Below are 25,273 nucleotides of genomic sequence, written 5' to 3'. Positions count from 1 at the left end.
CACAATAAGGGGAATCGATTCAAGGATACGACCTTTGCGCTATGCAATTTATTACACGCCTCCCGCCGGAGACGCGCTGAGCAGGGCTGCTTCCGGCTGGCTGGGCCGAGACCCCTTCGGCGAGGCCGCGCCCGAAACGCCAGCATGGGATGGTCTTTCGTCCGGCATAGCCTGCGCGCTGACGGCCGATCCGCGCCGTTATGGTTTTCACGCAACCCTCAAGGCGCCCTTCCGGCTGGCGGACGGGATGGGAGAGGCCGATCTTGTGGCGCAGCTTCATCGGTTCTGCGCCGAAAATCGGCCTTTCGATATTCCTTGCCTGACCCTTGGCCGGATCGGCCGGTTCTTTGCGCTGGTGCCTGATGCGGTCTATGGCGATCTCCAGTCTTTCGCCGCAAATGTGGTCAAGGTGTTCGACCCGTTTCGTGCGGCGTTGAACGAGGCCGAACTTGCCCGCCGCAAGCCGCATTTGCTGAGCCCGGCGCAACAGGCGCTGCTGGCGCGCTGGGGTTATCCCTATGTCATGGAGGAATTCCGCTTCCATATGACGCTCACCGGCCCGGTGCCGGATGAGGCCATGGAGGCGGTGGATGCCGGTCTGCGCCGGATTTTCGCCCCTTTCATCGGCAAGCCCCTTACGATTGGCGGGCTGGCGCTTTTTCAGGAAAAGGCGCCTGGCGCAGACTTTACCATTCAGACATGGCTGCCTTTGAGCGGTCACGCCGCAGGCGGTTCATGAGGATGCGATGACGAACGAAACGGTCTTCAACAATGCAACGGTCGTCCTGGAAAACGGTATCCTGCCGGGCGGTACTGTCGTGATACGCGATGGCGTGATTGCCGAGGTGGGCGAAGGCGCCAGCCGGATCGGCGAGGATTTTGGCGGTGACTTTCTTATTCCGGGACTGGTGGAACTGCATACCGATCATCTGGAAAGCCACTACTCGCCACGCCCTGGCGTGCGCTGGCACAAAATGGCGGCCATTCAGGCCTATGATGCGCAGGTGGCGGCTTCCGGCATTACTACGGTGTTCGACTGCCTGCGGCTGGGTTCCGACGAGGAGGGCGGCTTCGAGCGGGGCGAAATGCGCGCCATGGCCGATGGCATCGCGCTTGCCGGACGCGAGGGGCGGCTGCGGGCCGAGCATTTCCTGCATCTGCGCTGCGAGGTGGCCTCTGCCAATGTGCTGGAGCATTTCACGGATTTCGAAACGGATCCACAGGTCAGGCTGATTTCCCTCATGGATCATTCGCCGGGGCAGCGGCAGTTTCAGACGATGGAGCAATACACACTCTACTACAAGACCAGGCGCGGCCTGAGCGATGAGCAGTTTGCCGCGTTCGTCGCCGCCAGAAAAGCCATATCGGCGCGCTATTCGCAGCCGCATCGCGATTGCCTGGCAAAGCTTTGCGCCGAGCGCGGCATTACCGTGGCAAGCCACGACGATGCCACGCTGGAGCATGTGGAGGAGGCGCGTGGCCATGGCGTGCGGCTTGCGGAATTCCCCACCAGCCTCGAAGCGGCGGTGGCTTCGCATCAGGCTGGCATGAGCGTGCTGATGGGAGCGCCGAATGTGGTGCGTGGCGGCTCACACTCCGGCAATATCGCCGCAGCCGATCTCGCCAGGCACGGCGTGCTGGACGTGCTGTCTTCCGATTACATTCCCTTCAGCCTGATCTATGCGCCGTTTTTGCTGGCGCAAACAATCGAGAGCATCAGCCTGCCGCAGGCGCTGGCCATGGTGACGGCCACCCCGGCACGGACCGTGGGGCTGGACGATCGTGGCCGGATCGCGCCCGGTCTGCGCGCCGATCTGGTGCGTGTCGAGGCCATGACGGATGTTCCCGTGGTGCGGGGCGTCTGGCGGCAGGGCCAGCGGGTGGCCTAGAGCATAATCCGACCGGAGTGGAACGAGGATCGACAAGATTATGGTTCAAAAAGAAAAGGTTAGAGCGCCTTTCGATCTGATTCAATCAGATCGAAAGGCGCTCTAGTAAGGTCCATGGGGGATAATTCATCGCATCCGGATCAGGGCGCAGGCTGCCTTCTCGTGGTGGTGGGGCCGTCAGGGGCGGGCAAGGACAGCCTGATCGATTTCGCCCGCAATCATTTCCTTCACGATCGTCGCGTCCATTTCGTGCGCCGCTTCATTACACGTCCCGCCGAGGCTGGAGGAGAAAACCATCAGCCGCTTTGCGCGGATCAATTTGATGCCATGAAGGCGCAGGGCCTCTTTTCGGTGGAGTGGCAGGCCCATGGTTTGCGCTATGCCATTCCCGCCGATGTCGGCGGGCATGTGGCAAACGGGCGGATCGTGGTGGTCAACGGTTCGCGCTCGGTTTTGCCGCTTTTCGCCCGCGTCTTCAGGGCCATGACGGTGGTGAATGTGACGGCAAGGCCCGAGGTGCTGGCGGACCGGCTTGAAGCGCGCGGGCGCGAAAGCCGGGGTGATATTCTGGCAAGGCTGTCACGCGCTTCCCTCGCCCTCCACGGCAATTACCATGTGGTGCATATCGACAATTCCGGGGCGCTGGAAAAGGCAGGCGGCCTGCTGGTGGAGATGATTGAAACGCTCCTTTCCCGCTGACCGGGCTTTCGGCAGGCTTTTGAAACCTGCATTTCTCGCCTGGTTCGGGGACCTGTCTCAGGCAGTGGATGTATCAAGCATTTTCCGCAAGGAAAATCTGGATGTCGGTGGCGACGGAAGCGGCCTCGCCCGCCATGCGTCCATGGAGTTTTGCCATGGTTTCCACCGCCATGCGTGCCTCCAGCAGCGGTTGCTGGTCGATGACGGCAGCAAGCCTGCGCGCCTTGAGGAGGCGTCGGCGATCCTCCGTCAATTCATGGGTGATGATGACCGTATCGGCGAGCCTTCCAAGCCGCTGCAACGCCACGACGATGGGGCCTGCTCCGGCGGACAGGTGATAGATGCCGCGCAGGGCCGGATCCTGCCGGAATGCAACTTCCACCACGCGCCCTGCCGCCGCCTGCTCCTCGCCCGTTTCAAGCACCGCCATGACGTGACAGGCGGGATAGCGTTCGGCGATGATCTGTCGAAATCCGGCCTCCCGCTGCCGATGGCCGGTAATGTCGCGCGAGCCCGCGACAATCAGCAGGCGTCCGCCCTCCTGCCCTAAGAAAAGCCCCATGAGGTCGCCCGCGACGCGCCCGGACTTATGGTCGTCAGGGCCGATATAGGCCGCCCGCCCGCAACCGGCCACATCGGTGGCCAGCGTAACCACCGGGATCGTGCGTGACAGGGCTTTTATCGCCTCCCGGATGCGCTCGTCATCGGGGCTGGTGATGATGAGGCCGTTATAGGCGTGGCATTCGCGCACGGTGGCGGCAATACCCGCCGGGTTTTTCGGGTCGATGTGATGCACGAAGAACTGCATGTTGAAGGCGGCATAGATCCGCGCGGCAAGGTCGAGCCCTTCCCGCAGCGCGGCATGAAACGGATTGGCCGGCGTCTGGATCAGCACCGCAATGCGGAGCGTCCGGGATGGCGGCCGGTCGAGGGCGCGATCCATGCCAAGCAAACGCGCGGCGGCCAGCACGCGATCTTCCTTCATGGCGCTCACGCCGCCGCGCCTGTTCAGCACCCGGTCCACCGTTGCCGTTGAGACGCCGGCGGCGGTTGCTATATCGGCAATGCTGACCTTTCGTCCGACCATTGACGCCCTCTCTCCGATTTTGATGGAATCCCATCAAAACGGCGCTTTGTAAAGCAGGCCGGAATCGCTAATTCTGGCCGTGGAGGGGCGCCATTCACCCCATGGCGCCGAGGAAGGACCGAACCATCATGAGCATTACCATCACCACGGCCCCGTGCTGCTGGGGCGTTGACGACGTGCGCAACCCCAACCTGCCTGCCTGGGAGCTTGTCTTCGACGAGGTAAAGGCGGCAGGCTATGGCGGCATGGAGCTTGGGCCTTATGGCTATGTGCCGCTCGACATCGGCAAGGTATCGCAGGCGCTGACCAGCCGGGGTCTTTATATCGTCGCGGGTACGATATTTCATGACCTCGTTTCGCCGGACAATCGCGAGGAATTGCTGCGTCAGACGCATGAGATCTGCGCCTTGATCACGAAGCTGCCGCGTCCGCCGCAGGCGGCGGGCCAGCGCTTTCCCGCCCCTTATCTGACCGTCATGGACTGGGGCCATGACGAGCGTGATTATGCCGCCGGTCACAGCGATCGCGCCCCCCGGCTGAATGACCGCGACTGGCAGGGCATGATGGACAATATCCGCGCCATTGCCGATCTTGCCCGCACGGCCTATGGCGTGCGCGCCACCATTCACCCCCATGCCGGGGGCTATATCGAATTTGAAGACGAGATCGAGCGGCTTGCCCGCGATATTCCAAAGGAGGTTGCGGGCTTCTGCCTGGATACCGGACATACGTGGTATGCGGGCATGGACCCGGTGGCAACGCTGGAAAAATACGCCGACCGGCTCGACTACATTCATTTCAAGGATATAGACAGGCCGGTTTTCGAGCGCGTGATGGGTGAGCGAATTCGTTTTTTCGAAGCCTGCGCGCAAGGCGTGATGTGCCCGATCGGCAAGGGTTGCATCGATTATCCCGCCATTCGCGACCTTCTGACGCGACTGGACTATCAGGGCTTCATCACCGTGGAGCAGGAGCGCGATCCGCGCAATGCGGACGGCAGCCTTGCCGATGTGAAGCTCAGCCGCGACTATCTTGGAAGCGTCGGTTTTTAACCTGCCTCGGCTCTTAGAGCATTTCCAGCAAAAGTGTATTCGGTTTTGCGTCCGGAAATGCGTCGAAACAGACAGCTAGAGCCTTTCACCGTTTCCGTGAAACAGTGAAAGGCTCCCAGGAAGAGGCGGGCGCCACGGTCAATGACCCTGACCATTCCTTTTTTAATATCTCAAGATACCGATATTATTGAGATATTTTGATTTCTGCAAGGTGGGACGCCTGTTCATTCTTGCGCCTTGCCACAAGATCGACACCACAAGCTCAGGATAAAGATCATGATTTACGGAACTCGTCAGACGAAACGGGCCTTGCGCTGGGCCATGGTGGGTGGTGGGCGTGGCAGCCAGATCGGTTACATCCATCGATGTGCTGCCCTTCGCGACCGCTATTTCGAGCTGGTCGCAGGTGCCTTCGACCTCGATGCCGAGCGCGGACGTGCCTTCGGCGTGGATCTCGGGCTCGACGCTTCGCGCTGCTATGCCGACTGGCGCACGCTTTTTGCAGAGGAGGCGAAGCGTGCCGATGGGATAGAGGCGGTCTCGATCGCGACGCCAAACAATACCCATTATGAGATCACGAGGGCGGCGCTGGAAAGCGGATTGCATGTGATTTGCGAAAAGCCGCTCTGCTTCACGGTGGCCGAGGCCGAAGACCTTCGCCGTATTGCGCAGGAGCGCGGCCGTATCGTCGGCGTTACTTACGGCTATAGCGGCCATCAGGTGATCGAACATGCCCGCGAACTGGTGGCCGCGGGGGAACTCGGCGATATTCGTCTGGTCAACCTGCAGTTCGCGCATGGTTTTCACAACGAGGCCGTGGAACTGCAAAATCCCGCCGCCCGCTGGCGCGTCGATCCGAAATTTGCCGGGCCGAGCTATGTGCTGGGCGATATTGGCACGCATCCGCTTTATCTGTCGGAAGTCATCCTGCCGCATCTTCATATCAAGCGGCTGCTTTGCGCCCGCCAAAGCTTCGTGAAGACCCGCGCACCGCTTGAAGACAATGCCATGACCCTGATGGAATATGATAACGGCGCCTTCGGCACTGTCTGGTCCAGCGCCATCAATTGTGGCTCCATGCACGGCCAGAAGGTGCGCATCGTCGGCTCGAAAGCATCCATCGAATGGTGGGACGAGCAACCGAACCAGCTGCGCTTCGAGGTTCAGGGCGAGCCGGTGCGTATTCTGGAGCGCGGCATGGGCTATCTCCACCCGAACGCGCTTGCCGATGACAGGATTGGCGGCGGCCATCCCGAAGGCCTGTTCGAGGCCTGGGCCAACCTCTACGACCGCTTCGCAATCGCCATGGAGGCCTGCAACGACAACGATATGGCCCGTCTGGCGACAATTCGCTATCCCGGCATAGAGGCTGGCGTGGAAGGGGTGCGCTGGGTGGAAAATTGCGTTCGCTCGGCCGATCTCGGCGGCGTCTGGGTGGATTACCAATAAAATCGGGATCTCCGATTGAAAAATACCTTTGCTTCAGGTGGAATAGACCATGGAACTAACCGGGGCAGGAGTGTTCAAATTCACCTTGAGGAACAAAGCGCCCCTGCTTCTGTTGAAATGCAGGGGCGCTGTAGGGCATTTGCGGAGGTAAGAACTCGTTTTTCTTCTGGAAATGCTTGAGGGCTGTGCGGACTGGGAGCGATGAAATACAGGGGACTTGACCTCAACCTGCTGGTGGCGCTGGACGCATTGCTCAGGCTGCAAAGTGTTTCGCGTGCGGCAGGCGCGGTGAACGTGACGCAGCCTGCGATGAGTGCGGCCCTGGCGCGTCTGCGCCAGTATTTCGGCGATCCGCTGTTGATTACCCGCAATGGCAAGTCCATTCTGTCGCCTCTGGCCGAGACGCTCGCTGCGCCCGTGGCCAACATGCTGCGCAGCATCGATGCGACAATCATAGCCCCTCCGAGCTTTGACCCGGATGTCGCCGACCGTGATTTCAGCCTGCTTGCAGCCGACACGGTGGTTGCGGGGCTGCTGGCAAAACCGCTCCAGCAGATTTCCCAGCTTGCCCCTTTCCTGCGTCTGGAGATTGCCACGCCCTCCGGAAATCTTGGCGAGCGGCTGGAGTCTGGAGAGGTCGATCTGGTCGTGGTGCCGGAAATTCACTGCTCCCCGGACCACCCGCGCGAATTGCTGGTTGAAGAGGAGCATTGCGTCATCGCCTGTGCGAAAAGCTGGGATGGCGATGCCATCACGCTCGAGGATTATGCGGCCGCAGACCATATCGAGGTTTTTGTCAGGCCCATGGCAAGGCCCTATCTGCCGGATCGCCTTTTTGCGCGGTACGGCGTTGCCCGCCGGATCGCCGTGAAGCTCGACAATTTCTCCCTCGTGCCGTTTTTCATTTCCGGAACGAGGCGTCTGGCCACGCTGCCGGGCATGACGGCAGAGCTGTACGGCTCCTTCTGTGATCTCAAACTGTTCGAGCCGCCCATCGCCATTCCGCGGGTTCGGCTCGTCATGCAGTGGCATTCCCGCTTGCAGGATGATCCGGGGCTGGCCTGGTTGCGGGCCAGGATCAGGCTTTGTCTTGCCGATGTGCACGCGCAACATAAACCGCGCTTATACAGGCTCGCGCTGGAAACGATTTGATTGCAGCGCGAACGTGCTGTTACCTCTCCTTCACAATCCCGGCAGGAAATGCCTTCAGTCTTCGACCGGCAAGCGGTGCTGTCATCGGTGCGCGCGGCGGGGTCTGCTGCACGGTATCCGGGATGAAATTGCAAGATAAACGGGGACTTGCAGCTGCGCGCCAGTCATTGCGATGGCGCGGCGCCGTCCTTTGCTTTGCAGCCATTGCGCGAATACCGTGCGAATTGGTTGCCTGATCCGGGGGAGACAACATGTGTGACTGCTGCAATCCGAAAACACCCAAACTCTCGCGCCGCCATGCCCTTGCGGCCATGAGCGCCACCGTTCTTGGACCTTTTTTGGCGAGCGGGATTTCCAGCCCCGCCGCCGCCGGGACGTCCAGCGCAAAGCCCTCTTCGGGCGAGATCCTGCTGCGTGGCGGCTATGTCCTGCCGGTCGATCCGGCCATGAAGGACCTCGTCAAGGGCGATGTCCATATCAAGGACGGCAAGATCGTCGCCGTCGCCGAGCATATAGAAGCGCCGAAGGCCGATTTGATCGACGCCGCAGGCATGATCGTCATGCCGGGCTTTGTCGATACCCACTGGCATATGTGGAACAGCCTGTGGCGCGGCATGGTGAATGACGCCACCGATTACTTCAACCGCCATGATCTCCTGCCCTTCTATTCGGTGGAAGATCACAATACGGCCGTGCAATATGCCGCCCTCGAAGCGATCAATGCAGGCATTACCACCTGCCACAACTGGTCGCATGGTTTGCGGGATTACAACGACGTGCAGGCTGAACTGGAGGCGTTGGCCGATGCCGGTATTCGCGCCAAATTGAGCTATACGGGCGTCGTTCGCGGTGTTCCCACGCCTGCTGCCGATCTTCAGCGCGCCCTGGACTGGATTGCCGCCAATGGCGAGGGCCGATTGGGACTTGGCATGATCCTCGACGGTGCGGGCGAGCATTTCGTGCCGCAGGTTGCACTGGCGCGCAAACTCGGTCTGCGGCCGATTACCGACCACGGTAGTTTCATGGCCTTTCCCGATTTGCTCGGGCCGGAATTCATCTTCACGCATGGACCCGGCCTGCCGCCGGAAGCCGTCCGGCTGATTGCCGCAAAGAAGATTGGGGTTGCGCTCTGCCCTGCCACCGACCCGATGATCGGCAATGGTCTGCCGCCGATCTATCCCATGTTGTCCGGTGGGGTTTCGCTGGATAATATCAGTTTCAGCATCGACGTGACCTGCCAGGCGCCCGCCGATCCTTTCGCCTGCCTCAGGACCGTGGTGAATTCCAGCCGCATCCAGCAGGTGGAAGCCAATAAAATGACCGGGGATCTTCTGGGTATTGCCCATAAGGGTCTGAAATGGGCGTTCAGCTACCGTGACGCCATTCGTGTCGGCACGCTGAGCGGTGCCCACGTTCTGGGTCTTTCCGATCAGATCGGCACACTGACACCGGGCAAGAGGGCAGACGTCATTCTCATCCGCACCGATGCGCCAAACATGCTGCCTGCCGCCAACACCAACCCAAGTTATCAGATCGTTCAGCATGGCGAGCCAGCCAATGTCGATACGGTTATCATCGATGGCATTATCCGCAAGAGAGAGGGCAGGCTTGTCGGCGTCGATGTCGGGGCGGTGATCGAAAAGGCGGAAAAGGCGCAGGCCGATATTCGTCAACGCGCCAACCTGCCGCCACTCGATATTGCGCTTTGAGGGTGTGTCACTGCATAGAGCATTTTCAGGAAAAGTGGAAGCCGGTTTTCCGTCTGAAAATGCGTAAAAACAAATAGTTAGAGCGGCTCAATGTTTCCGTGAAACAATGAACCGCTCTAGTGCCTTGGAGCGTCGATCTCATTCAACCAGATCGACGCTCTACTGCATAATTCCTTAAATCGGAATCGATTTAAGGTGAAAATTATGCAGCAGATTTAAAATCTTACAGCGCCGTGCGTTTGATAAAACGCACGGCGCTGTAAGATTTTGTTTTCCCGCATTTCCGGAGGGAAGATCCGTCGCTGATTTTTCCTTCAGCCTTTCAATGTGCCTCATCCCAATTGTGGGCAGCGCGGGCATCCACCTTGAGCGGGACGCGCATGGAAAGGGCTGGCATGGTGGCCTGTTCCATTGTGGAGACGATGACGGGCAGGGCGCTTTCTACCGCCGCCTCTTCTACCTCGAAAATCAGTTCGTCATGCACTTGCAGCAACATGCGCACCTGCTGCGAAAGACCGGCCCGCTCCAGGGCCGGTTCCACCTGCACCATGGCGCGGCGGATGATGTCGGCGGCCGAACCCTGGATCGGAGCGTTTATGGCGGCGCGTTCGTTGAAGGCGCGTACCGAAGGATTGGAGGATTTGATCTCCGGATAATGGGCGCGGCGAGCGAAAATCGTTTCCACATAGCCATGCTCGCGGGCAAAGGCCTTGGTGCTTTCCATATAATCGCGAATGCCGGGGAAGCGTTCGAAATACCGCTTGATGTAATCGCCCGCCTCGCCGCGCTCTATGCCGAGCTGGTTGGCAAGGCCAAAGGCTGAAATGCCATAGATGATGCCGAAATTGATGGCCTTGGCGCGCCGCCGCACCTCGGATGGCATAGCCTCTACCGGAACGCCGAACATTTCGGAGGCCGTCATGGCGTGAATATCCACGCCATCGGCAAAGGCCTGGCGCAATTGCGGGATCTCTGCCACGTGAGCCAGAACGCGAAGCTCGATCTGACTGTAATCGGCAGACAGAAGCTTGTGGCCGGGGCTGGCAATGAAGGCAGTGCGGATCTTGCGGCCCTCTGCCGTGCGCACCGGAATGTTTTGCAGATTGGGCTCGGAGGAGGAAAGCCGCCCGGTCGTGGTGGAAGCCAGCGAATAGCTGGTGTGAACCCGCTTGGTTTGCGGATGCACATAGCCGGGCAGGGCATCCGTATAGGTCGATTTCAGCTTGGTGAGCTGGCGCCAGTCCACGATCTTGCGCGGCAGTGCCTCGCCTTGGGCGGCCAGATCCTCCAGCACCTGAGCGGAGGTGGACCATTGGCCGGTTTTGGTTTTCGAGCCGCCGGAAAGGCCCATCTTGCCAAAGAGAATATCGCCGAGCTGCTTGGGGGAGCCGACGTTGAAACGCTCTCCCGCCAGCTCGTAAATCTCATCTTCGAAGGCGGCGGCCTTTTGCGCCAGCTCGCCGGAAAGGCGCGAAAGAATCTGCTTGTCGATGGTGATACCGCGCTCCTCCATTTCCGCCAGAACCGGCACCAGCGGGCGTTCGAGACGCTCATAGACCCGCAAAAGCCCTGCGGCCGCAAGCCGCGGCTTGAGGACAAGCCAAAGCCGCAGCGTCACATCGGCATCCTCTGCGGCATAGGCGGTTGCCTTGTCGATCTCGACGAAATCGAAGGTGACGGCACTCTTGCCGGAACCGGCCACGTCCTTGTAGGCAATCGGCGTGTGGCCGAGCCAGCGTTCGGAAAGGCTATCCATGCCGTGATTGCCCTGGCCGGCTTCCAGCACGTAGGACATCAGCATGGTATCGTCAAAGGCTTGCAGGCTGACGCCGTGCCGCTTCATCACCAGATAATCGTATTTGAGGTTCTGGGCGATTTTCAGCACGGCGGAATCTTCGAGCAGTCCTTTCAGGGCGGCCAGCGCCTCGGCCATGGGGATCTGCCCCTCCGTGAGGCCGCCGCCCAGCAGGTCGTCCTGCCCCTTGCGATGACCAAGCGGCACATAGGCCGCGCGGATGGCCACCGCCCCCGGATCGAGCGCATCGTCTTGCAGGGCAAGCGAAAAGCCGACCAGATCGGCCTGCATGGGATCCAGCGAATTGGTTTCCGTATCGAAGGCCACCAGACCGCGCTCGCGCGCTGCCGCGATCCATTGTTCAAGCGTCGCAAGATCGCGGATCGTCACATAGCTGCTGCGGTCGATCTCCTTGCCACCGAAAGCCTCAAGGCGGGCAGCGGCGAGATCCTGCGGCGTGGCGCCTTTCGCCGTCTCGCCTTGCGGGGGAACGGAAACAGCCGCCTGCGCGGCGCTCGCTCCGGTTCCTGCCGGGTCGAGGTCCGGTCCGTGGGCGGCAGCACCTTCCTCCACGGCCACGATGGCGGGCGCGATGGCTGAGGCATCGCAATCGCAGGCTTCGGCCACGCGGCGTGTCAGGCTGGTAAACTCCATGGCCTTGAGGAAGGCGATGAGCTTTGGGCCGTCCTGCCTTTCCAGCATCAGCGCATCGAGCGGCATGTCCAGTGGCACATCGGTGCGCAAGGTGACAAGCTGGCGGGAAATTTGCACAAGCTCACGGCCCGCCAGAATGTTTTCACGTCGTTTTGCCTGTTTGATCTCGCCAGCGCGGGCCAGAAGGGTGTCGAGATCGCCAAATTCCTCCAGCAACTGTGCGGCCGTTTTCGGGCCAATCCCGGCAATGCCCGGCACATTGTCGGTGCTGTCGCCCGTCAGCGATTGCAGGTCGATCATCTTTTCAGGCGGCACGCCCCATTTTTCGATGACTTCGGGAATGCCGATCTGCTTGTCCTTCATGCTGTCATACATGTGGACATTCGGGGTGACGAGCTGCATCAGATCCTTGTCGGAGGAAACGATGGTGACATCCGCACCGATGGCTTCGGCCGCGCGGGCATAGGTGGCGATGATGTCGTCGGCCTCAAAGCCTTCCGTTTCGATGCATGGCAGGTTGAAGGCGCGGGTTGCCTGACGGATCAGCGAAAATTGCGGCACCAGATCCTCCGGCGGAGCGGAGCGGTTGGCCTTGTAATCCGGATAGATTTCCTTGCGAAATGTCTTGGAGGAATAATCGAAGATCACCGCAAGATGGGTGGGCGTGACACCGACGGAGGTATCGCGCGCATCGGTGAGAAGCTTCCACAGCATATTGCAAAAGCCCGAAACCGCACCCACAGGCAGGCCGTCGGATTTACGTGTCAGCGCCGGAAGCGCGTGAAAGGCCCGGAAGATGAAGCCGGAGCCGTCAACGAGAAAGAGATGATCGCCTTTTTTCATGGGCACAGGGATAGCGCGCCCGCAGGTTAAGGTAAATCGGGGGGCAACGGAAATACGCAAGCAAAGGAATATGGGAGACGGCGGAAACCGCGACAGGGCGGCTGCCGGAATTACCGGATGCGGCAGGAAATGCGCTCAGCGGATATGTTTTCAGGCCCGCTTTTTCAGTAGTTTGTGAGGTGCTGGACAAAAGTGACGATTTTTTAATCTCATCACGAAAAGCTTACCGCATTGTAATCTGGGAACCCTTGAAAAGACACATTTGGGGGCGCATTTAGAACTCACCGGCGCAACAAAAAGCGTCGCGGTCTGAAAGCTGGCTCGTCCCCCGCCGCTTCAGACGTCAGGACAAAGGCCTTATCCCCCTCTCCGGGCCTTTGTCCAACCATTAGAAAAGTCGTCACGGCGCCGCCTCCTGCCGTGACGGCTTTTTTGTTTTATGCGGCTGCCGAAAGCCGCTCGGCGGGGATGCGATAGGAAATCGCCTCCGCCAGATGCAGGCGGCCAAGGTTCTCGGCCCCGTCCAGATCGGCAAGCGTGCGGGCCACCTTCAAGACGCGGTGATAGGCGCGGGCGGAGAATTTGAACTTTTCCGCCGCGTCACGCAGCAATTGCAGGCCGGCGGCATCGGGTGCGGCGATTTTTTCGATCAGTGCCGTGGAGCAGGCGGCGTTGGTCGAAACGTTTCTTTCTCCCAGGGCCAAAAGCCGGTCGATCTGCCGTTGGCGCGCCCTGGCCACGCGGCGGGCGACATCGGCGCTTTTTTCGGCGGCCATTGGCTTGATGAGGTCCATGGCGGAAACGGCGGGCACATCGATGCGAATATCGATACGGTCCATCAGCGGCCCGGAAATGCGGGCCTGATAATCGCTCACGCAGCGCGGGCCGCGTGCGCAGGTGTGGCCGGGCTCGCCCGCCATGCCGCAGCGGCAGGGGTTCATGGCCGCGACGAGCTGGAATTTGGCCGGATAGGATACGCGGTGATTGGCGCGGGCAATGATGCATTCACCCGTTTCGATCGGCTGGCGCAGCGCGTCGAGAACCTGGGGCATGAATTCGGGAAACTCGTCGAGAAACAGCACGCCGTGATGGGCAAGCGAAGCCTCGCCGGGTTTGGCCCTCATGCCGCCGCCAACCAGGGCTGCCATGGTGGCGGAGTGGTGCGGGGTGCGGAAGGGCCGCCGGTCCGACAATCGCCCGCCGGACAATTGCCCGGCGATGGAGTGGACCATGGAAACCTCCAGCAGTTCCGACGGTTGCAGCACGGGCAGAATGGAGGGAAGCCGCGCCGCCAGCATGGATTTGCCCGAGCCGGGCGGGCCGACCATCAACAGATTGTGACCGCCCGCGGCAGCCACTTCCAGTGCTCTTTTGGCGCTTTCCTGACCCTTGATGTCGGCAAGGTCCGGCAGATTGCCGATAAGGGCGCGGGAGGCCGGTTGCGGCCGCCACAGAACCTGCGTGCCGCGAAAGTGATTGGCCAGCGCAATCAGGCTGCGCGGGGCGAGAATGTCGATGTCTTCGCCGGCCCAGGCCGCTTCCGGCCCGCTATCGGCAGGGCAGATCAGGCCCTTGTCCATGGCATTTGCCGCCATGGCGGCGGGAAGCGCGCCTGCCACGGCGGCAATCGTGCCGTCGAGATTGAGTTCGCCGATCACCAGATAGCCGGAAACCGCATCCGCCGGAATGGCCTCCATCGCCGCCATCAGGCCAAGCGCGATGGCAAGATCGAAATGCGAACCTTCCTTGGGAAGGTCGGCGGGCGCAAGATTGATGGTGATGCGTTTGGCCGGAAGAGCAAGGCCGGAAGCGTGCAGGGCCGCCTGCACCCGCTCGCGGCTTTCGGCCACGGCCTTGTCCGGCAGGCCCACGATCTGCATCCCCACCTTGCCGGGCGCCACCATGACCTGAACGTCCACCGGCACACCTTCTATTCCCTGAAATGCGACCGTACTGACCCGTGCTACCATTGTGCCCTCAAACGCTTGCCCACCTTGCCTGCAACGTTTCTCAACTCAGGCGGGAGATAGCAACCATGTCACGAAAAATCCGCAATAACAAGAACAATAACGGAACATTAGCCCATTCCGGGTGGAATCAGGTTGTGATGAGTTGTAAAAATGAAACAAAAAGAGAATAGAATTTCCGAAAGTGCTTAAAGATGTCGGCCGAAATTACGGGAACGCCGCAAATTGTCGTAAAAACCCATGTATTTCCGGGGTTTTTGAATATGCCACGCTCAATTCCTGTAATAAACCCGTCATAAAATGTTCAAGCGCCTGTCATCTTGCCTCACTAATGGCTTGGTCCAACCCCGATTCCGGCGGAAAGGATCAATCCATGTTCAAGAAGCTTTCTATGGCGGCGCTGGCCGTGAGCGTTTCGGCCACCTCTTCCTTTGCGGCCACCAATATTTCCTGGTGGCATGGCATGGGCGGGCGCAATGGCGAAGTGATCAACGAGGTCGCCCAGAAGTTCAATGCCGCGCAGAGCGAATGCGTGCTGACGCCGACGTCCAAGGGTTCCTACGAGGAAGCCCTGGGTGCGGGCATCGCTGCCTTCCGGTCCGGCCAGCAGCCGAACATTCTTCAGGTGTTCGATGCGGGCGCGGCCACCATCATCAACGCCAAGGGCGCCGTCATTCCGGCTGAAGACCTGATCACCAAGGCCGGTTACAAGTTCGACCGCGACGCCTTTATCGAAGGCGTGAAGTATTTCTATGCCGATTCCACCGGCAAGTTCGTCGGTATGCCGTTCAATTCCTCGGCGCCGATCATGTATATCAACACCGATGCGCTGAAGAAGGCCGGTGTCGAGGCGCCGAAGACCTGGGAAGAGTTCGAGAAGATTGCGCCGAAGCTGAAGGAAGCCGGTTATATTCCGCTGATCCAGTCGCAGCTCACCTGGCAGTTCACCGAGAATTTCTTCTCGCGCAACAACATCCAGTTTGCTTCCAACAACAACGGCTATGACAGCGTCAAGGATACGGTCATCAATGTCACCGATCCGAACCATGTGATGATGTATGACAAGCTGAAGGAATGGAAGGACAAGGGTTATTTCGCCTATTACGGCGCTGCCTGGAACGATAACCAGAAAGTATTCGAGGAAGGCAAGGCTGCCTTCTGGATTGGCTCCTCCGGCTCCTTCGGTGGTCTGAAGAAGACGGCGAGCGTTCCCTTCTCGGCAGATTTCCTGCCTTACTGGGGCTCCATCAAGGGTGCGGGCGTGCATTCCTTCATCGGTGGCGCGGCGCTCTTTGCCATGTCGGGCAAGCCGGAAGCGGAAAACAAATGCACGGCCGCCTTCTTCAACTTCCTGACCTCGCCGGAAATCCAGACCTTCTACCATCAGTCCACCGGTTATGTGGCCATCACAAAGGCTGCTTACGAACTGGCCAAGAAGGACGGCTATTACGAGAAGGAGCCGGTTGCCGAAGTTGGCATCAAGCAGCTTTCGCTGCCGGGTGCGGAATGGGACAAGGGCTATCGCATGGGCTTTTATCCGCAGATCCGCGCCGTGATGGAGCGTGAATACAACAAGATCTTCTCCGGCGAAACCACGCCCAAGGCCGCCATGGAGACGATCAAGAAGGAAGCCGACGAGCTTCTGGCCCGCTTCGCCAAGACGGCTGGCTGATCCTTCTCTGGAACACATCCGGTCCGGAGGCGCTGTAAAACGGCGCCTCCGGTCATTGACGTGAGGAAGACGCCATGAAGCGCGTGCAATTCGAATCGAAATATCTGCCCTATCTGTTTCTTCTGCCGCAGCTGACCATCGTGGCGATCTTCTTTTACTGGCCGGCGGCTGAAGCCATTCGTTCGTCGCTGTTCATCGAGGATCCCTTCGGCTTCGGATCCACCTTCGCGGGGCTTTCCAATTATACCGATGTGCTGTCTTCGGCGGAATACCGGCGCGTGGCGCTTTTCACCTTCGTCTTCGCGATCGTCGTCACCTTTCTCGTTCTCAGCCTCGGACTGCTCCTTGCGGTCAAGGCGGATGCGGTCATACGCGGCCAGTCGGCCTACAGGACCATTCTCATTTTCGTCTATGCCATCGCGCCGCCGGTGTCAGGCTTCATCGGCTCCATGTTTTTCGACCAGCATATCGGCCCCTTCATGAAATTCGTGGCGCTGTTCGGCTGGGACATGAAGGTCGGGCTGAACTATTTCGATACCGCCGTGGCACTGACCGCCATCGCTGTCTGGAGCCATATTCCCTATAATTTCATCTTTTTCCTGTCGGGCCTGCAAGGCATTCCGGCTTCCGTGCGGGAGGCGGCCGTTCTGGATTGCCGGTCAGGAACGCGGCGCTTCTTCACTGTGATCCTGCCGCTTCTGACGCCGACGGCGTTTTTCCTTCTGGTCATCAACATGACCTATTCGCTGTTCGACACCTTTGCCTTCATTGACGTGATGGTGAAGGACAAGCCCGCCGATAACCCCATAACGCTGGTCTACAAGGTCTATGCCGATGGCTTCCGCGGCAATGACATCGGCTCTTCCTCGGCGCAATCGGTGATCCTGATGGTCGTGGTGCTGGTGCTGACCCTCATCCAGTTCCGCTTCATCGAGCGCCGCGTGCATTACGGGTGATGCCATGTACAAGACGAAATTCTTCGACCACCTCATCCTGCTTGCCGGCTGCCTCGTCATGCTGGCGCCGGTTATCGTGGCTTTCACCACCTCTACTCATTCGGCGCCCGAAATTCACCAGAAGGGCCTGATGCTGTCGCTGGGCGACCAGTTTGGTGCGACCTATCACAAAGTGCTGTTTGCCCAGGCCGGCTTCAACGGCAAGGTGACAGGGCTGAGCATGATGATGAACTCGCTCATTCTCGGTCTCGGCTTTGCCATCGGCAAGATCGTTCTGTCGATGATGGCGGCCTATGCCATCGTCTATTTCCGCTTCCGCTTTTCGACGCTGGCCTTCTGGATGATCTTCACCACGCTGCTTCTGCCGCTGGAAGTGCGCATCCTGCCATCCTATCAGGTGATGAGCGAGCTGCATCTGCTGAACAGTTATACCGGCCTCATCCTGCCGCTTCTGGCATCGGCCACCGGCACTTTCTTCTTCCGGCAGTTCTTTCGTTCCGTGCCGGATGAATTGCTGGAGGCGGCGCGCATAGACGGCGCGGGTCCGTTCAAGTTTTTCATCGATGTGCTGGTGCCGCTGTCGCGCAGCATGATCGCCGCCGTTTTCATCATCATGTTCGTCTATGGCTGGAACCAGTATCTCTGGCCGATCCTGATGACCACGGATGAAGGCTATTTCACCCTGATGCGCGGCATCAAGCAGATCCTGCAAGTCTGGGTGGGCGCGCAGATCCCTGATTATAACGAGGCCTTTGCCCTGGCCGTGCTGGCGCTCGTGCCGCCCGTGCTGATCGTGGTGGTGTTCCAGAGCTGGTTCATCAAGGGCCTCACCGAAACCGACAAGTAAAGGAGCCGGTCATGGCATCCATCGACATCAACCAGGTCTCGAAAATCTATGACGGCGGTGTCAGGGCCGTCAGTGCCGTGGACATCCAGATTGCCGATGGCGAGTTCATCGTGCTGGTGGGGCCGTCCGGCTGCGGCAAGTCCACGCTGCTGCGCATGGTGGCGGGTCTGGAAAGCATTTCGGAAGGCACGGTGCGCATCGCCGAGCGCGTGGTCAACAAGGTGGAGCCCGCCGATCGCGACATCGCCATGGTTTTCCAGAATTACGCGCTCTACCCGCATATGACGGTGCGGCAGAACATGGCCTACGGCCTGAAGAACCGCAAGACGCCCAAGGCGGAGATCGACGCCCGCGTGGCCGAAGCCGCCCGTATGCTGGAGCTGGAGCCCTATCTGGAGCGCAAGCCGCGCGCACTTTCCGGCGGCCAGCGCCAGCGCGTGGCCATGGGCCGCGCCATCGTGCGCAAGCCTGCCGCCTTCCTGTTCGACGAGCCGCTGTCCAATCTGGATGCCAAGCTGCGCGTGTCCATGCGCGGCGAAATCCGCAAACTGCAAAGGCGCCTTGGCACCACCTCGCTTTACGTGACCCATGACCAGCTGGAAGCAATGACATTGGCCGACCGGCTGGTGGTGCTGAATGGCGGCCGCATCGAACAGATCGGCACGCCGCTCGAGGTCTACCATCGTCCGGCCTCCACCTTCGTGGCGAGCTTCATCGGCTCTCCCGCCATGAATCTTCTGAATGGCCGTATCGATGGCAATCTGCTTTCCGTCTGGCCGATCAGCCTGACCCTTTCCGCCCAGGCCGCTCATTCCGGCGATGTGACAGTGGGTATCCGGGCAGAAGATCTCGGTCCGGTGCGCGATGGGATGCCGCGTCTGCCCTTCCGCATGGATTATGTCGAGGAACTGGGCGGCTCGCGCCTTGTCCATGGCCGCATCGGCACGCAGGCGCTCTGCGCTTCCCTGCCGGTCGGCGCCGAGCTTTCGGAGGACATGGTGCTGAGTTTCGATCCGGCCAGACTGCATTTCTTCGGTGCGGATGGGCGACGGCTGGAGCTGGGTCTTTCGCAAGCTTCTGCGGTTTCCGTCTCCACGACGCTGGCCTGAGACCGCGCGGGCCGATTGCTGGCGAATGCTCATTTCGCGAAAATTATCGATACCGCGTTAACGCGGTGTCGATGCTCCCACATTAGAATGTCGGCGTTCATGGGGGACGTAAATGCCGATCAAGTTGCTTGTCGCCGGAATTGCCGGATTGATGATGGTTGCGAACCGTGGCCGGGAAGACGTGCCGCCAATCATTGCGGCGCCCGCGGGCGATCTTGAAATGCGGCCCGCGCCGATCAATCCGGACTGGGTGCTTGAAGGCGATCCGCAAGCCCGCGTGGCAGACCATTCCCGCAGCGCCGACGAGGCCGGAACGACAGCCGTCTGGGATTGCACGGCAGGCCGTTTTCGCTGGTATTTCGGCTGGGATGAAACCGTGATGATACTGGAAGGTACGGTAGACGTGACCGGAGAGGACGGGCAAAGCCGTCTTTTGAAGGCCGGTGACATTGCCTATTTCAAGGGTGGTACCTGGGCCACATGGCAGGTTGACACCTATGTGCGCAAGATTGCCTTTTTGCGCAAACCTTTTCCCGGACCGCTTGCCACGCTTTACCGTTTGCGCAACGCCTTGCGCAGCGGCGACCGGCGGGCACTCTAACTATTTGTTTTTACGCATTTTCAGACGGAAAACCGGCTTCCACTTTTCCTGAAAATTATGCAGAAGATTTAAAGTGTTACAGCGTCCTTTGTGCGTTTGATAAAACGCGCGGCGCTGTAAGCCTGAGCCACAGACGTCTGGTTCAGGGTCGCAAGCCCTGTTTCAAAAGGCATTTTCAAAATGGCGTGGCAAGCGCCACGGCATAACGGCAATGATGTCGCAGCGGATGGATAGAAGATGCGCCTGTTTCTGCCGGGAAAGCCAGGCATCGCCCGCCGCCCGGATCCGTCTTTGGCTTTCATGGCTTACCGCATCGAGCGCCAATTGTTCGCTGGCGCGGGCCTTGACCTCCACCAGCGCGACCAGATCGCCCTTGCGGGCAATGATGTCCACCTCGCCGAAGCGGGTCTTGTGGCGCAGCGCCAGAATGCGATAGCCCCGCATCAGCAGAAATGCAACGGCCAGCCACTCGGCCATGCGCCCGCGTTTTTCGGCCTTGCGCCGTCGCCGGTCCTGCCTTGAGCCCGTCGTCCTGCTGCGGCCGCTCATTGCGTCATGTTCCAGCTTTCAGGTCCAAAAGCCGCTGGTAAAGATCCTTGCGGACAAGGCCGGTGCGCCGTGCCGCTTCCGCCGCAGCCTTCGGCGCGGGCAGCGTTGCGGCAAGCTCCAGAAGCAGGACGTCCACATCTTCTTCTGCGGGGGGCGGCGGGGCAAGCGGCGGGCCGATCACCAGCACGATTTCGCCCTTGACCTGCCTGTCATCGTCGTAAAAGCCGGACAGTTCGCCAAGCGTGCCGCGACGGAATTCCTCGAAGGTCTTGGTCAGTTCCCGGCACACGCAGGCGGGGCGGTCTGCGCCCAGAACCTCTGCCGCTGCCGTAAGCGTGGCGCCGATGCGATGCGGACTTTCGAAGAAGATCAGCGTTGCGGGGACATCTTCCCATCCGGCCAGAGCATCACGTCGCGCCTTGTCCTTGCTGGGCAGGAAGCCCGCAAACAGAAAGGCATCATTGGGCAGGCCCGAGCCGACAAGGGCGGCAAGCGGCGCCGAAGGGCCGGGGAGCGGCACCACCTTGAGCCCCGCCTCGATGGCAAGCTGGGCCAGCCTGTAACCAGGATCCGAGACAAGAGGCGTGCCGGCATCGGAAACCAGCGCCACGGATTTGCCGCTGGCCAGCGCCTCGATGAGCCTTGGGCCCACGTCTGCGGCGTTGTGTTCGTGATAGGCATAGGGCCGGGTGGCGATGCCGTAGCGGTCCAGAAGCACGCGGGTGACGCGGGTATCCTCGCAGGCCAGCACGTCCGCCCCCGCCAGAACCTCCAGCGCCCTGAGGGTAATATCGCCGAGATTGCCAATGGGCGTTGCCACGAGATAAAGGGCGGCCTCCAGCGGGCGGGCCTGAACCGGGCTGTCATTCAGCCGGAAGCTGCGCTGCGGTCTGTCCGCCCTGGTGTCTTCGTCCTTCAACGGCCCATCCTGCCTTGCACATGTTTTCATCGGCGTGGTGCTGTTGCGCCGGTGGAACTGACTTATGGTCCAGCTCTGCCGCTCCGGCAAGGTGCAAAGCCTGAGGAAAACGGGGAGTTCGAAAGCCGATGCCCGGCAGGCCCTTGCATTTGGAGTGGTTTTCCTGCCATTTTGCCCGTCCCATTCTCCGGTTCCGAAGGACCGGGACTTAAGAACCGATCCGCCTTCAGGATCGCAAGGTCGAAAGTGGCAGCGTCAATGCGTATTACTCTTGAACGGTCCAATCTCCTCAAATCGCTCAATCACGTTCACCGGGTCGTCGAGCGGCGCAACACCATTCCGATCCTCTCCAACGTCCTGCTGCGGGCCGAGGGCAACACCCTGGCCATGAAGGCCACCGACCTCGATCTGGAAATCATCGAAGGCACGCCTGCCATGGTTGAGCAGGCGGGCGCCACCACCGTTCCGGCCCATCTTCTTTACGAAATCGTGCGCAAGCTTTCCGATGGCGGCGAGGTGCTGCTATCCACCGCCGCTGACGGCGCGAGCATGACGGTGACGTCCGGCCGCTCGAAATTTTCGCTGCAATGCCTGCCGGAAAGCGATTTTCCCGATCTGACCGCCGGAAGCTTCAGTCATGCCTTCAAGCTCAAGGCCGCCGATCTCAAGATGCTGATCGACCGCACCCAGTTTGCGATCTCCACCGAAGAGACCCGCTATTATCTGAACGGCATCTACCTGCACACGATCGAGGCGGCTGGCGCGCTGAAGCTCAGGGCCGTTGCCACCGACGGACACCGGCTGGCGCGCGCCGATGTCGAGGCGCCCTCCGGCTCGGAGGGAATGCCGGGCATCATCATTCCCCGCAAGACGGTGGGCGAGCTGCAAAAGCTCATCGACAATCCAGACCTCGTTGTTTCCATCGAGGTGTCGGATGCCAAGATCCGCTTCACCATCGGTGAAATCGTCATGACCTCAAAGCTCATCGACGGCACCTTCCCCGATTACCAGCGCGTGATCCCGACTGCCAATGACAAGGAAATGCGCGTGGATTGCCAGGGCTTCGCCCAGGCGGTGGATCGCGTCTCGACGATTTCCTCCGAACGCGGCCGGGCCGTGAAACTGGCCCTGAACGATGGCCACCTGACGCTCACCGTCAACAATCCCGATTCCGGCAGCGCCACGGAAGAAATCGCCGTTGGCTATGAAAGCGATGCCATGGAAATCGGTTTCAATGCCAAATATCTGCTGGACATCACCGCCCAGCTTTCGGGCGAAGACGCGATTTTCCTTCTCGCCGATGCCGGATCGCCAACGCTGATCCGCGATACGGCTGGCGACGACGCTCTGTATGTCCTGATGCCGATGCGGGTCTGATCCGCAAGACGGGATCGGTGACGGACAAGCCGCCGTGGGCCAAGTCGTTTCTTGCGCCACGGCAATGCCGTCCGAGGCTCCTTGGGGGGGCGCTTATAAAGAGATTTGAAAAGAGCGGCAGATCGGCATCGGTTTGCCGCTTTCTTTGTCTTTAAGGGTCGGGACCTCTTGTCTTTACGAAAAATAACGCCAACATGCCGCGCACGCGCCAATGATTGGCGCAACTGGAAGAGCATGGAGGAAGTCGCGGATGAAATTCAATCTGAAGCAGCGTCTTGAGCAGAAGTTTGATGAAGAGATACGCTTCTTCAAGGGCATGATGCAGGGGCCCAAGGCAGTCGGGGCCATTGCGCCAACCTCCTCCTTCACCGCGCGCCGCATGGCCAGCGTCATCGATACGCAATCCGGCCTGCCGGTGCTGGAGCTTGGTCCGGGTACGGGCGCGATTACCAAGGCCATTCTTGCCCATGGCGTTGCGCCGGAAAAGCTGGTTTCGGTGGAATATTCCCAGGATTTCTATCGCCACCTCAAGGCGGGCTTTCCGGGCGTGAATTTCATTCACGGCGATGCCTTCAATCTGGATCACACCTTGGGCGCGCTATCCGGCGCGACATTCGATTGCGTAATCTCCGCCGTGCCGCTGCTGAGCTTTCCAATGGACCAGCGCATCCGGCTGGTGGAAGATCTGCTGAACCGCATTCCGCGCGGGCGTCCCGTGGTGCAGATTTCCTATGGTCCGGTTTCGCCGGTCATTGCCCGCGGCGGCAGCTACCATATCCAGCATCTCGATTTCATGGTGCGCAACCTGCCGCCCGCGCAGCTGTGGATCTACCGCCGGACCTGATCGGTGTTTGGCGTCTATATCACCCATCCGCAGATCAGGATTGATCCTGAAGTGCCTGTTTTCCGGCTTTCTCTCCGCAAAGGCGAAGAAACAGTGAGTTTAGGGGGCGGGCAATCTCTTCAGCTTCACCCTTGCGGATTGCCGCATCTCGTGCGACTGGACGCCATTCGAAAAGGCGGGTGAAGAGCTTTTCCCTGGGGCTTTGGCTGCCGGTCATGAAAGGAGCTGGAAATGCAGGCGCGCAATCGATTGATCGTGGGGCTGGATGTGCCAACGATTGCCGAGGCGGAAACGCTGGTGGCGAAGCTTGGCGAGGATGTGAGCTTCTACAAGATCGGCTATCAGCTGACATTCGCTGGTGGGCTGGAATTTGCCCGTGATCTTGCCCGTGACGGCAAGCAGGTCTTCCTCGACATGAAGCTCCTGGATATAGACAACACCGTGCATTCGGCGGTGGAAAACATTGTGCGCATGGGCATGACCATGCTGACCATCCATGCCTATCCCAAGGCCATGGCCGCGGCTGTGGATGCAGCGCGTGGCTCGGGACTTTGCCTGCTGGGCGTGACGGTTCTGACCTCCATGGATAGCGGCGACCTCATCGAGGCAGGCTATCAGGCCGATCCGCGCAGCCTCGTGCTCAAAAGGGCAGAACAGGCCCGCGCCACCGGCATGGGCGGCATTGTCTGCTCGGCGGAAGAGGCTGCGGCGGTGCGCGCCGTGGTCGGGCCGGAATTGGCGGTGGTCACGCCGGGCATTCGCCCCGCAGGCGCCGACAAGGGCGACCAGAAGCGTGTGATGACCCCGGCGGATGCGATTCAGGCAGGCGCAAGCCATCTGGTTGTCGGGCGGCCAATCGTCAAGGCGGCTGACCCGCTTGCCGCGGCCTGCGCCATTCTGGAGGAAATGCAGGGCGCCTTCACGGTTTGAAGCGGTTGTCTCCAACGGTGTTGGAGGCGCCTGCATCCCGGATGGTTTCGCTGCCCGCACCTGTTATGTCATTGCCGGTAACGGTGTTGAAATCCGCAAAGCTGCGGTTATCGGCGCCGCTGCCGAAGGGCAGCGACGGGTCTTGATAGCAATAAAGCGCCTGACCGATGCTGCTGGAGCCAAGCCAGATGGCCGGGTGCGAGGGCGCGCCTTCGCGATAGAGAAAGTGATTGCCGGTAATCTGGTTATATTGCGGGGTCTGGTGGCGGATCGTGCCGCCCTGTCCGCAATTGCGATAGAGGAAAACGCCGCCGCCAGCCGGTTCTACAAAGCTGTTTGCCGAAATGACATTGTGTGCCGAGCCATCCACCGCGATGACTTCACGATTGCGCGTGCCGATTTCAAAACGATTGCCAGTGATGACGTTCTGGCCACTCTCGGCGTCGAGATAGAGGGCTGTATTCTTGCTATGGCCGGTGACAATGGAATGGCTGAACTCGACATGGTGAACGCCGGGCGCAAGATAAAGCGGAACCGGTCCGGCCGCCACCAGCGTAACATTGTCGATCACGATGTGATGGGGTGCCGCCATCTGGGCGCGGGCCGTGTGGCCCGGCGTGAGAGAAGAGAGACGCACGGCCTCCGCCTCGCCATTGCCGCCCATGCCCATGATGACGATGGAGCCATAAATCTTGCAATTGCGGATGTGAATATCGTGCGGCACGCTCCAGCCACCGTCTTCCTGCGGCTCGGAGCGAATGGTTATGGTGGGCGGTGCGCCCTTCGGCACATGGCCGGGAATGCCGATGGTGCCGCCATGGCAATCAATACCCGCGCCGCTGGCCTTTTCCCCCTCGAAGACCAGTTCCTTCGTGACAAGATCCTGCCCTGAAAGACTGGCGCGGCAATCCAGCGCCAGACTGTCGTCCACGCCGGAGGCAGGCTCAAGCAGGCTTTCCTGCGCCGACGGGCCGCAGGCGCGAGCAGAACCGTGGGACGGCTCCGTAGCCTGCGCCACGGGTGTCGGGACAACCGCCAACGCCATCAGCCACAGGAGGGCGATGGCGGGGGAGGGGCCATAGCATCGGCCCGAAAAGTGGGAACCGGTTTTCGGACTGAGCCGATGCGGCATGAAGGCGCGATAGCATCGGCCCGAAAAGTGGGAACCGGTTT

Annotated in this window: 21 protein-coding genes; 15 read left to right on the top strand and 6 right to left on the bottom strand. The window is 60.3% G+C overall.

Going from position 1 to position 25,273, the window contains the following annotated elements; all coding sequences use genetic code 11:
- Positions 1–34: 34 nt before the first annotated feature.
- From T424_RS0116355 to phnN, 3 genes are all read left to right on the top strand, one after another.
- Positions 35–739, top strand: a complete 705-nt coding sequence (locus tag T424_RS0116355) for a DUF1045 domain-containing protein (RefSeq protein WP_027488679.1) — start codon at positions 35–37, stop codon at positions 737–739.
- 7 nt (positions 740–746) lie between these two features.
- Positions 747–1,889 (top strand): alpha-D-ribose 1-methylphosphonate 5-triphosphate diphosphatase, encoded by a 1,143-nt coding sequence (locus T424_RS0116350; RefSeq protein WP_027488678.1) that lies wholly within the window; start codon positions 747–749, stop codon positions 1,887–1,889.
- Between the two features lie 114 nt (positions 1,890–2,003).
- Positions 2,004–2,588: a phosphonate metabolism protein/1,5-bisphosphokinase (PRPP-forming) PhnN gene (gene phnN / locus T424_RS0116345; RefSeq protein WP_027488677.1), complete on the top strand. Its 585-nt coding sequence runs from the start codon at positions 2,004–2,006 to the stop codon at positions 2,586–2,588.
- A gap of 73 nt (positions 2,589–2,661) precedes the next feature.
- Here the strand turns inward: phnN and T424_RS0116340 are convergent, their stop codons facing one another.
- Positions 2,662–3,675: a LacI family DNA-binding transcriptional regulator gene (locus T424_RS0116340; RefSeq protein WP_027488676.1), complete on the bottom strand. Its 1,014-nt coding sequence runs from the start codon at positions 3,673–3,675 to the stop codon at positions 2,662–2,664.
- A 128-nt stretch (positions 3,676–3,803) separates the two neighbouring features.
- Here T424_RS0116340 and T424_RS0116335 point away from each other — a divergent pair, with 128 nt between their 5' ends.
- From T424_RS0116335 to T424_RS0116320, 4 genes are all read left to right on the top strand, one after another.
- Complete coding sequence (locus T424_RS0116335; RefSeq protein WP_027488675.1) at positions 3,804–4,727, top strand: TIM barrel protein; 924 nt, start codon at positions 3,804–3,806, stop codon at positions 4,725–4,727.
- Between the two features lie 276 nt (positions 4,728–5,003).
- Positions 5,004–6,176, top strand: a complete 1,173-nt coding sequence (locus T424_RS0116330; protein WP_027488674.1) for a Gfo/Idh/MocA family protein — start codon at positions 5,004–5,006, stop codon at positions 6,174–6,176.
- A 201-nt stretch (positions 6,177–6,377) separates the two neighbouring features.
- Positions 6,378–7,328, top strand: a complete 951-nt coding sequence (locus T424_RS0116325) for a LysR family transcriptional regulator (protein WP_027488673.1) — start codon at positions 6,378–6,380, stop codon at positions 7,326–7,328.
- 251 nt (positions 7,329–7,579) lie between these two features.
- Positions 7,580–9,037, top strand: coding sequence for an amidohydrolase family protein (locus tag T424_RS0116320; RefSeq protein ID WP_027488672.1), 1,458 nt, complete (start codon positions 7,580–7,582; stop codon positions 9,035–9,037).
- Between the two features lie 322 nt (positions 9,038–9,359).
- On the opposite strand, the gene polA is transcribed toward T424_RS0116320, so the two are convergent.
- The gene (gene polA / locus T424_RS0116315) at positions 9,360–12,329 is read right to left on the bottom strand and encodes a DNA polymerase I (RefSeq protein ID WP_027488671.1); all 2,970 of its coding nucleotides are present in this window, start codon (positions 12,327–12,329) and stop codon (positions 9,360–9,362) included.
- A gap of 437 nt (positions 12,330–12,766) precedes the next feature.
- Positions 12,767–14,299, bottom strand: a complete 1,533-nt coding sequence (locus T424_RS0116310) for a YifB family Mg chelatase-like AAA ATPase (RefSeq protein WP_027488670.1) — start codon at positions 14,297–14,299, stop codon at positions 12,767–12,769.
- A gap of 370 nt (positions 14,300–14,669) precedes the next feature.
- Between T424_RS0116310 and T424_RS0116305 the strand changes: the two genes are divergently transcribed.
- From T424_RS0116305 to T424_RS0116285, 5 genes are all read left to right on the top strand, one after another.
- A complete protein-coding gene (locus tag T424_RS0116305) occupies positions 14,670–15,968 on the top strand; it encodes an extracellular solute-binding protein (RefSeq protein ID WP_027488669.1) in 1,299 nt (432 codons plus the stop codon).
- Between the two features lie 74 nt (positions 15,969–16,042).
- Positions 16,043–16,924 carry an ABC transporter permease subunit gene (locus tag T424_RS0116300; RefSeq protein WP_027488668.1) on the top strand — a complete coding sequence of 294 codons (882 nt, stop codon included), beginning with the start codon at positions 16,043–16,045 and terminating at the stop codon, positions 16,922–16,924.
- Between the two features lie 4 nt (positions 16,925–16,928).
- Complete coding sequence (gene ugpE / locus T424_RS0116295; protein ID WP_027488667.1) at positions 16,929–17,771, top strand: sn-glycerol-3-phosphate ABC transporter permease UgpE; 843 nt, start codon at positions 16,929–16,931, stop codon at positions 17,769–17,771.
- Positions 17,772–17,782: 11 nt separating this feature from the next.
- Positions 17,783–18,880 (top strand): sn-glycerol-3-phosphate import ATP-binding protein UgpC, encoded by a 1,098-nt coding sequence (locus T424_RS0116290; RefSeq protein WP_027488666.1) that lies wholly within the window; start codon positions 17,783–17,785, stop codon positions 18,878–18,880.
- 151 nt (positions 18,881–19,031) lie between these two features.
- Positions 19,032–19,481: a cupin domain-containing protein gene (locus tag T424_RS0116285; RefSeq protein ID WP_407921404.1), complete on the top strand. Its 450-nt coding sequence runs from the start codon at positions 19,032–19,034 to the stop codon at positions 19,479–19,481.
- Positions 19,482–19,643: 162 nt separating this feature from the next.
- Here the strand turns inward: T424_RS0116285 and T424_RS0116280 are convergent, their stop codons facing one another.
- Positions 19,644–20,030 carry a YraN family protein gene (locus tag T424_RS0116280; RefSeq protein ID WP_027488664.1) on the bottom strand — a complete coding sequence of 129 codons (387 nt, stop codon included), beginning with the start codon at positions 20,028–20,030 and terminating at the stop codon, positions 19,644–19,646.
- Between the two features lie 4 nt (positions 20,031–20,034).
- The gene (gene rsmI, locus T424_RS0116275) at positions 20,035–20,949 is read right to left on the bottom strand and encodes a 16S rRNA (cytidine(1402)-2'-O)-methyltransferase (protein ID WP_027488663.1); all 915 of its coding nucleotides are present in this window, start codon (positions 20,947–20,949) and stop codon (positions 20,035–20,037) included.
- A gap of 258 nt (positions 20,950–21,207) precedes the next feature.
- Between rsmI and dnaN the strand changes: the two genes are divergently transcribed.
- From dnaN to pyrF, 3 genes are all read left to right on the top strand, one after another.
- Complete coding sequence (dnaN, locus tag T424_RS0116270) at positions 21,208–22,326, top strand: DNA polymerase III subunit beta (RefSeq protein WP_027488662.1); 1,119 nt, start codon at positions 21,208–21,210, stop codon at positions 22,324–22,326.
- Between the two features lie 250 nt (positions 22,327–22,576).
- Complete coding sequence (pmtA, locus tag T424_RS0116265; RefSeq protein ID WP_027488661.1) at positions 22,577–23,170, top strand: phospholipid N-methyltransferase PmtA; 594 nt, start codon at positions 22,577–22,579, stop codon at positions 23,168–23,170.
- Between the two features lie 231 nt (positions 23,171–23,401).
- Positions 23,402–24,100, top strand: a complete 699-nt coding sequence (gene pyrF, locus T424_RS0116260; RefSeq protein ID WP_027488660.1) for an orotidine-5'-phosphate decarboxylase — start codon at positions 23,402–23,404, stop codon at positions 24,098–24,100.
- Here the strand turns inward: pyrF and T424_RS22785 are convergent.
- The coding region (locus tag T424_RS22785; RefSeq protein WP_051559105.1) for a right-handed parallel beta-helix repeat-containing protein at positions 24,090–25,273 on the bottom strand (1,184 nt) is incomplete at its 5' end. The genes pyrF and T424_RS22785 overlap by 11 nt on opposite strands.

It is taken from the genome of Allorhizobium undicola ORS 992 = ATCC 700741 (genome assembly GCF_000621665.1).
Lineage (GTDB): Bacteria > Pseudomonadota > Alphaproteobacteria > Rhizobiales > Rhizobiaceae > Allorhizobium > Allorhizobium undicola.
The sequence above is the reverse complement of the archived record's forward strand: the minus strand, read 5'-3'. Positions and strand labels throughout refer to the sequence as shown.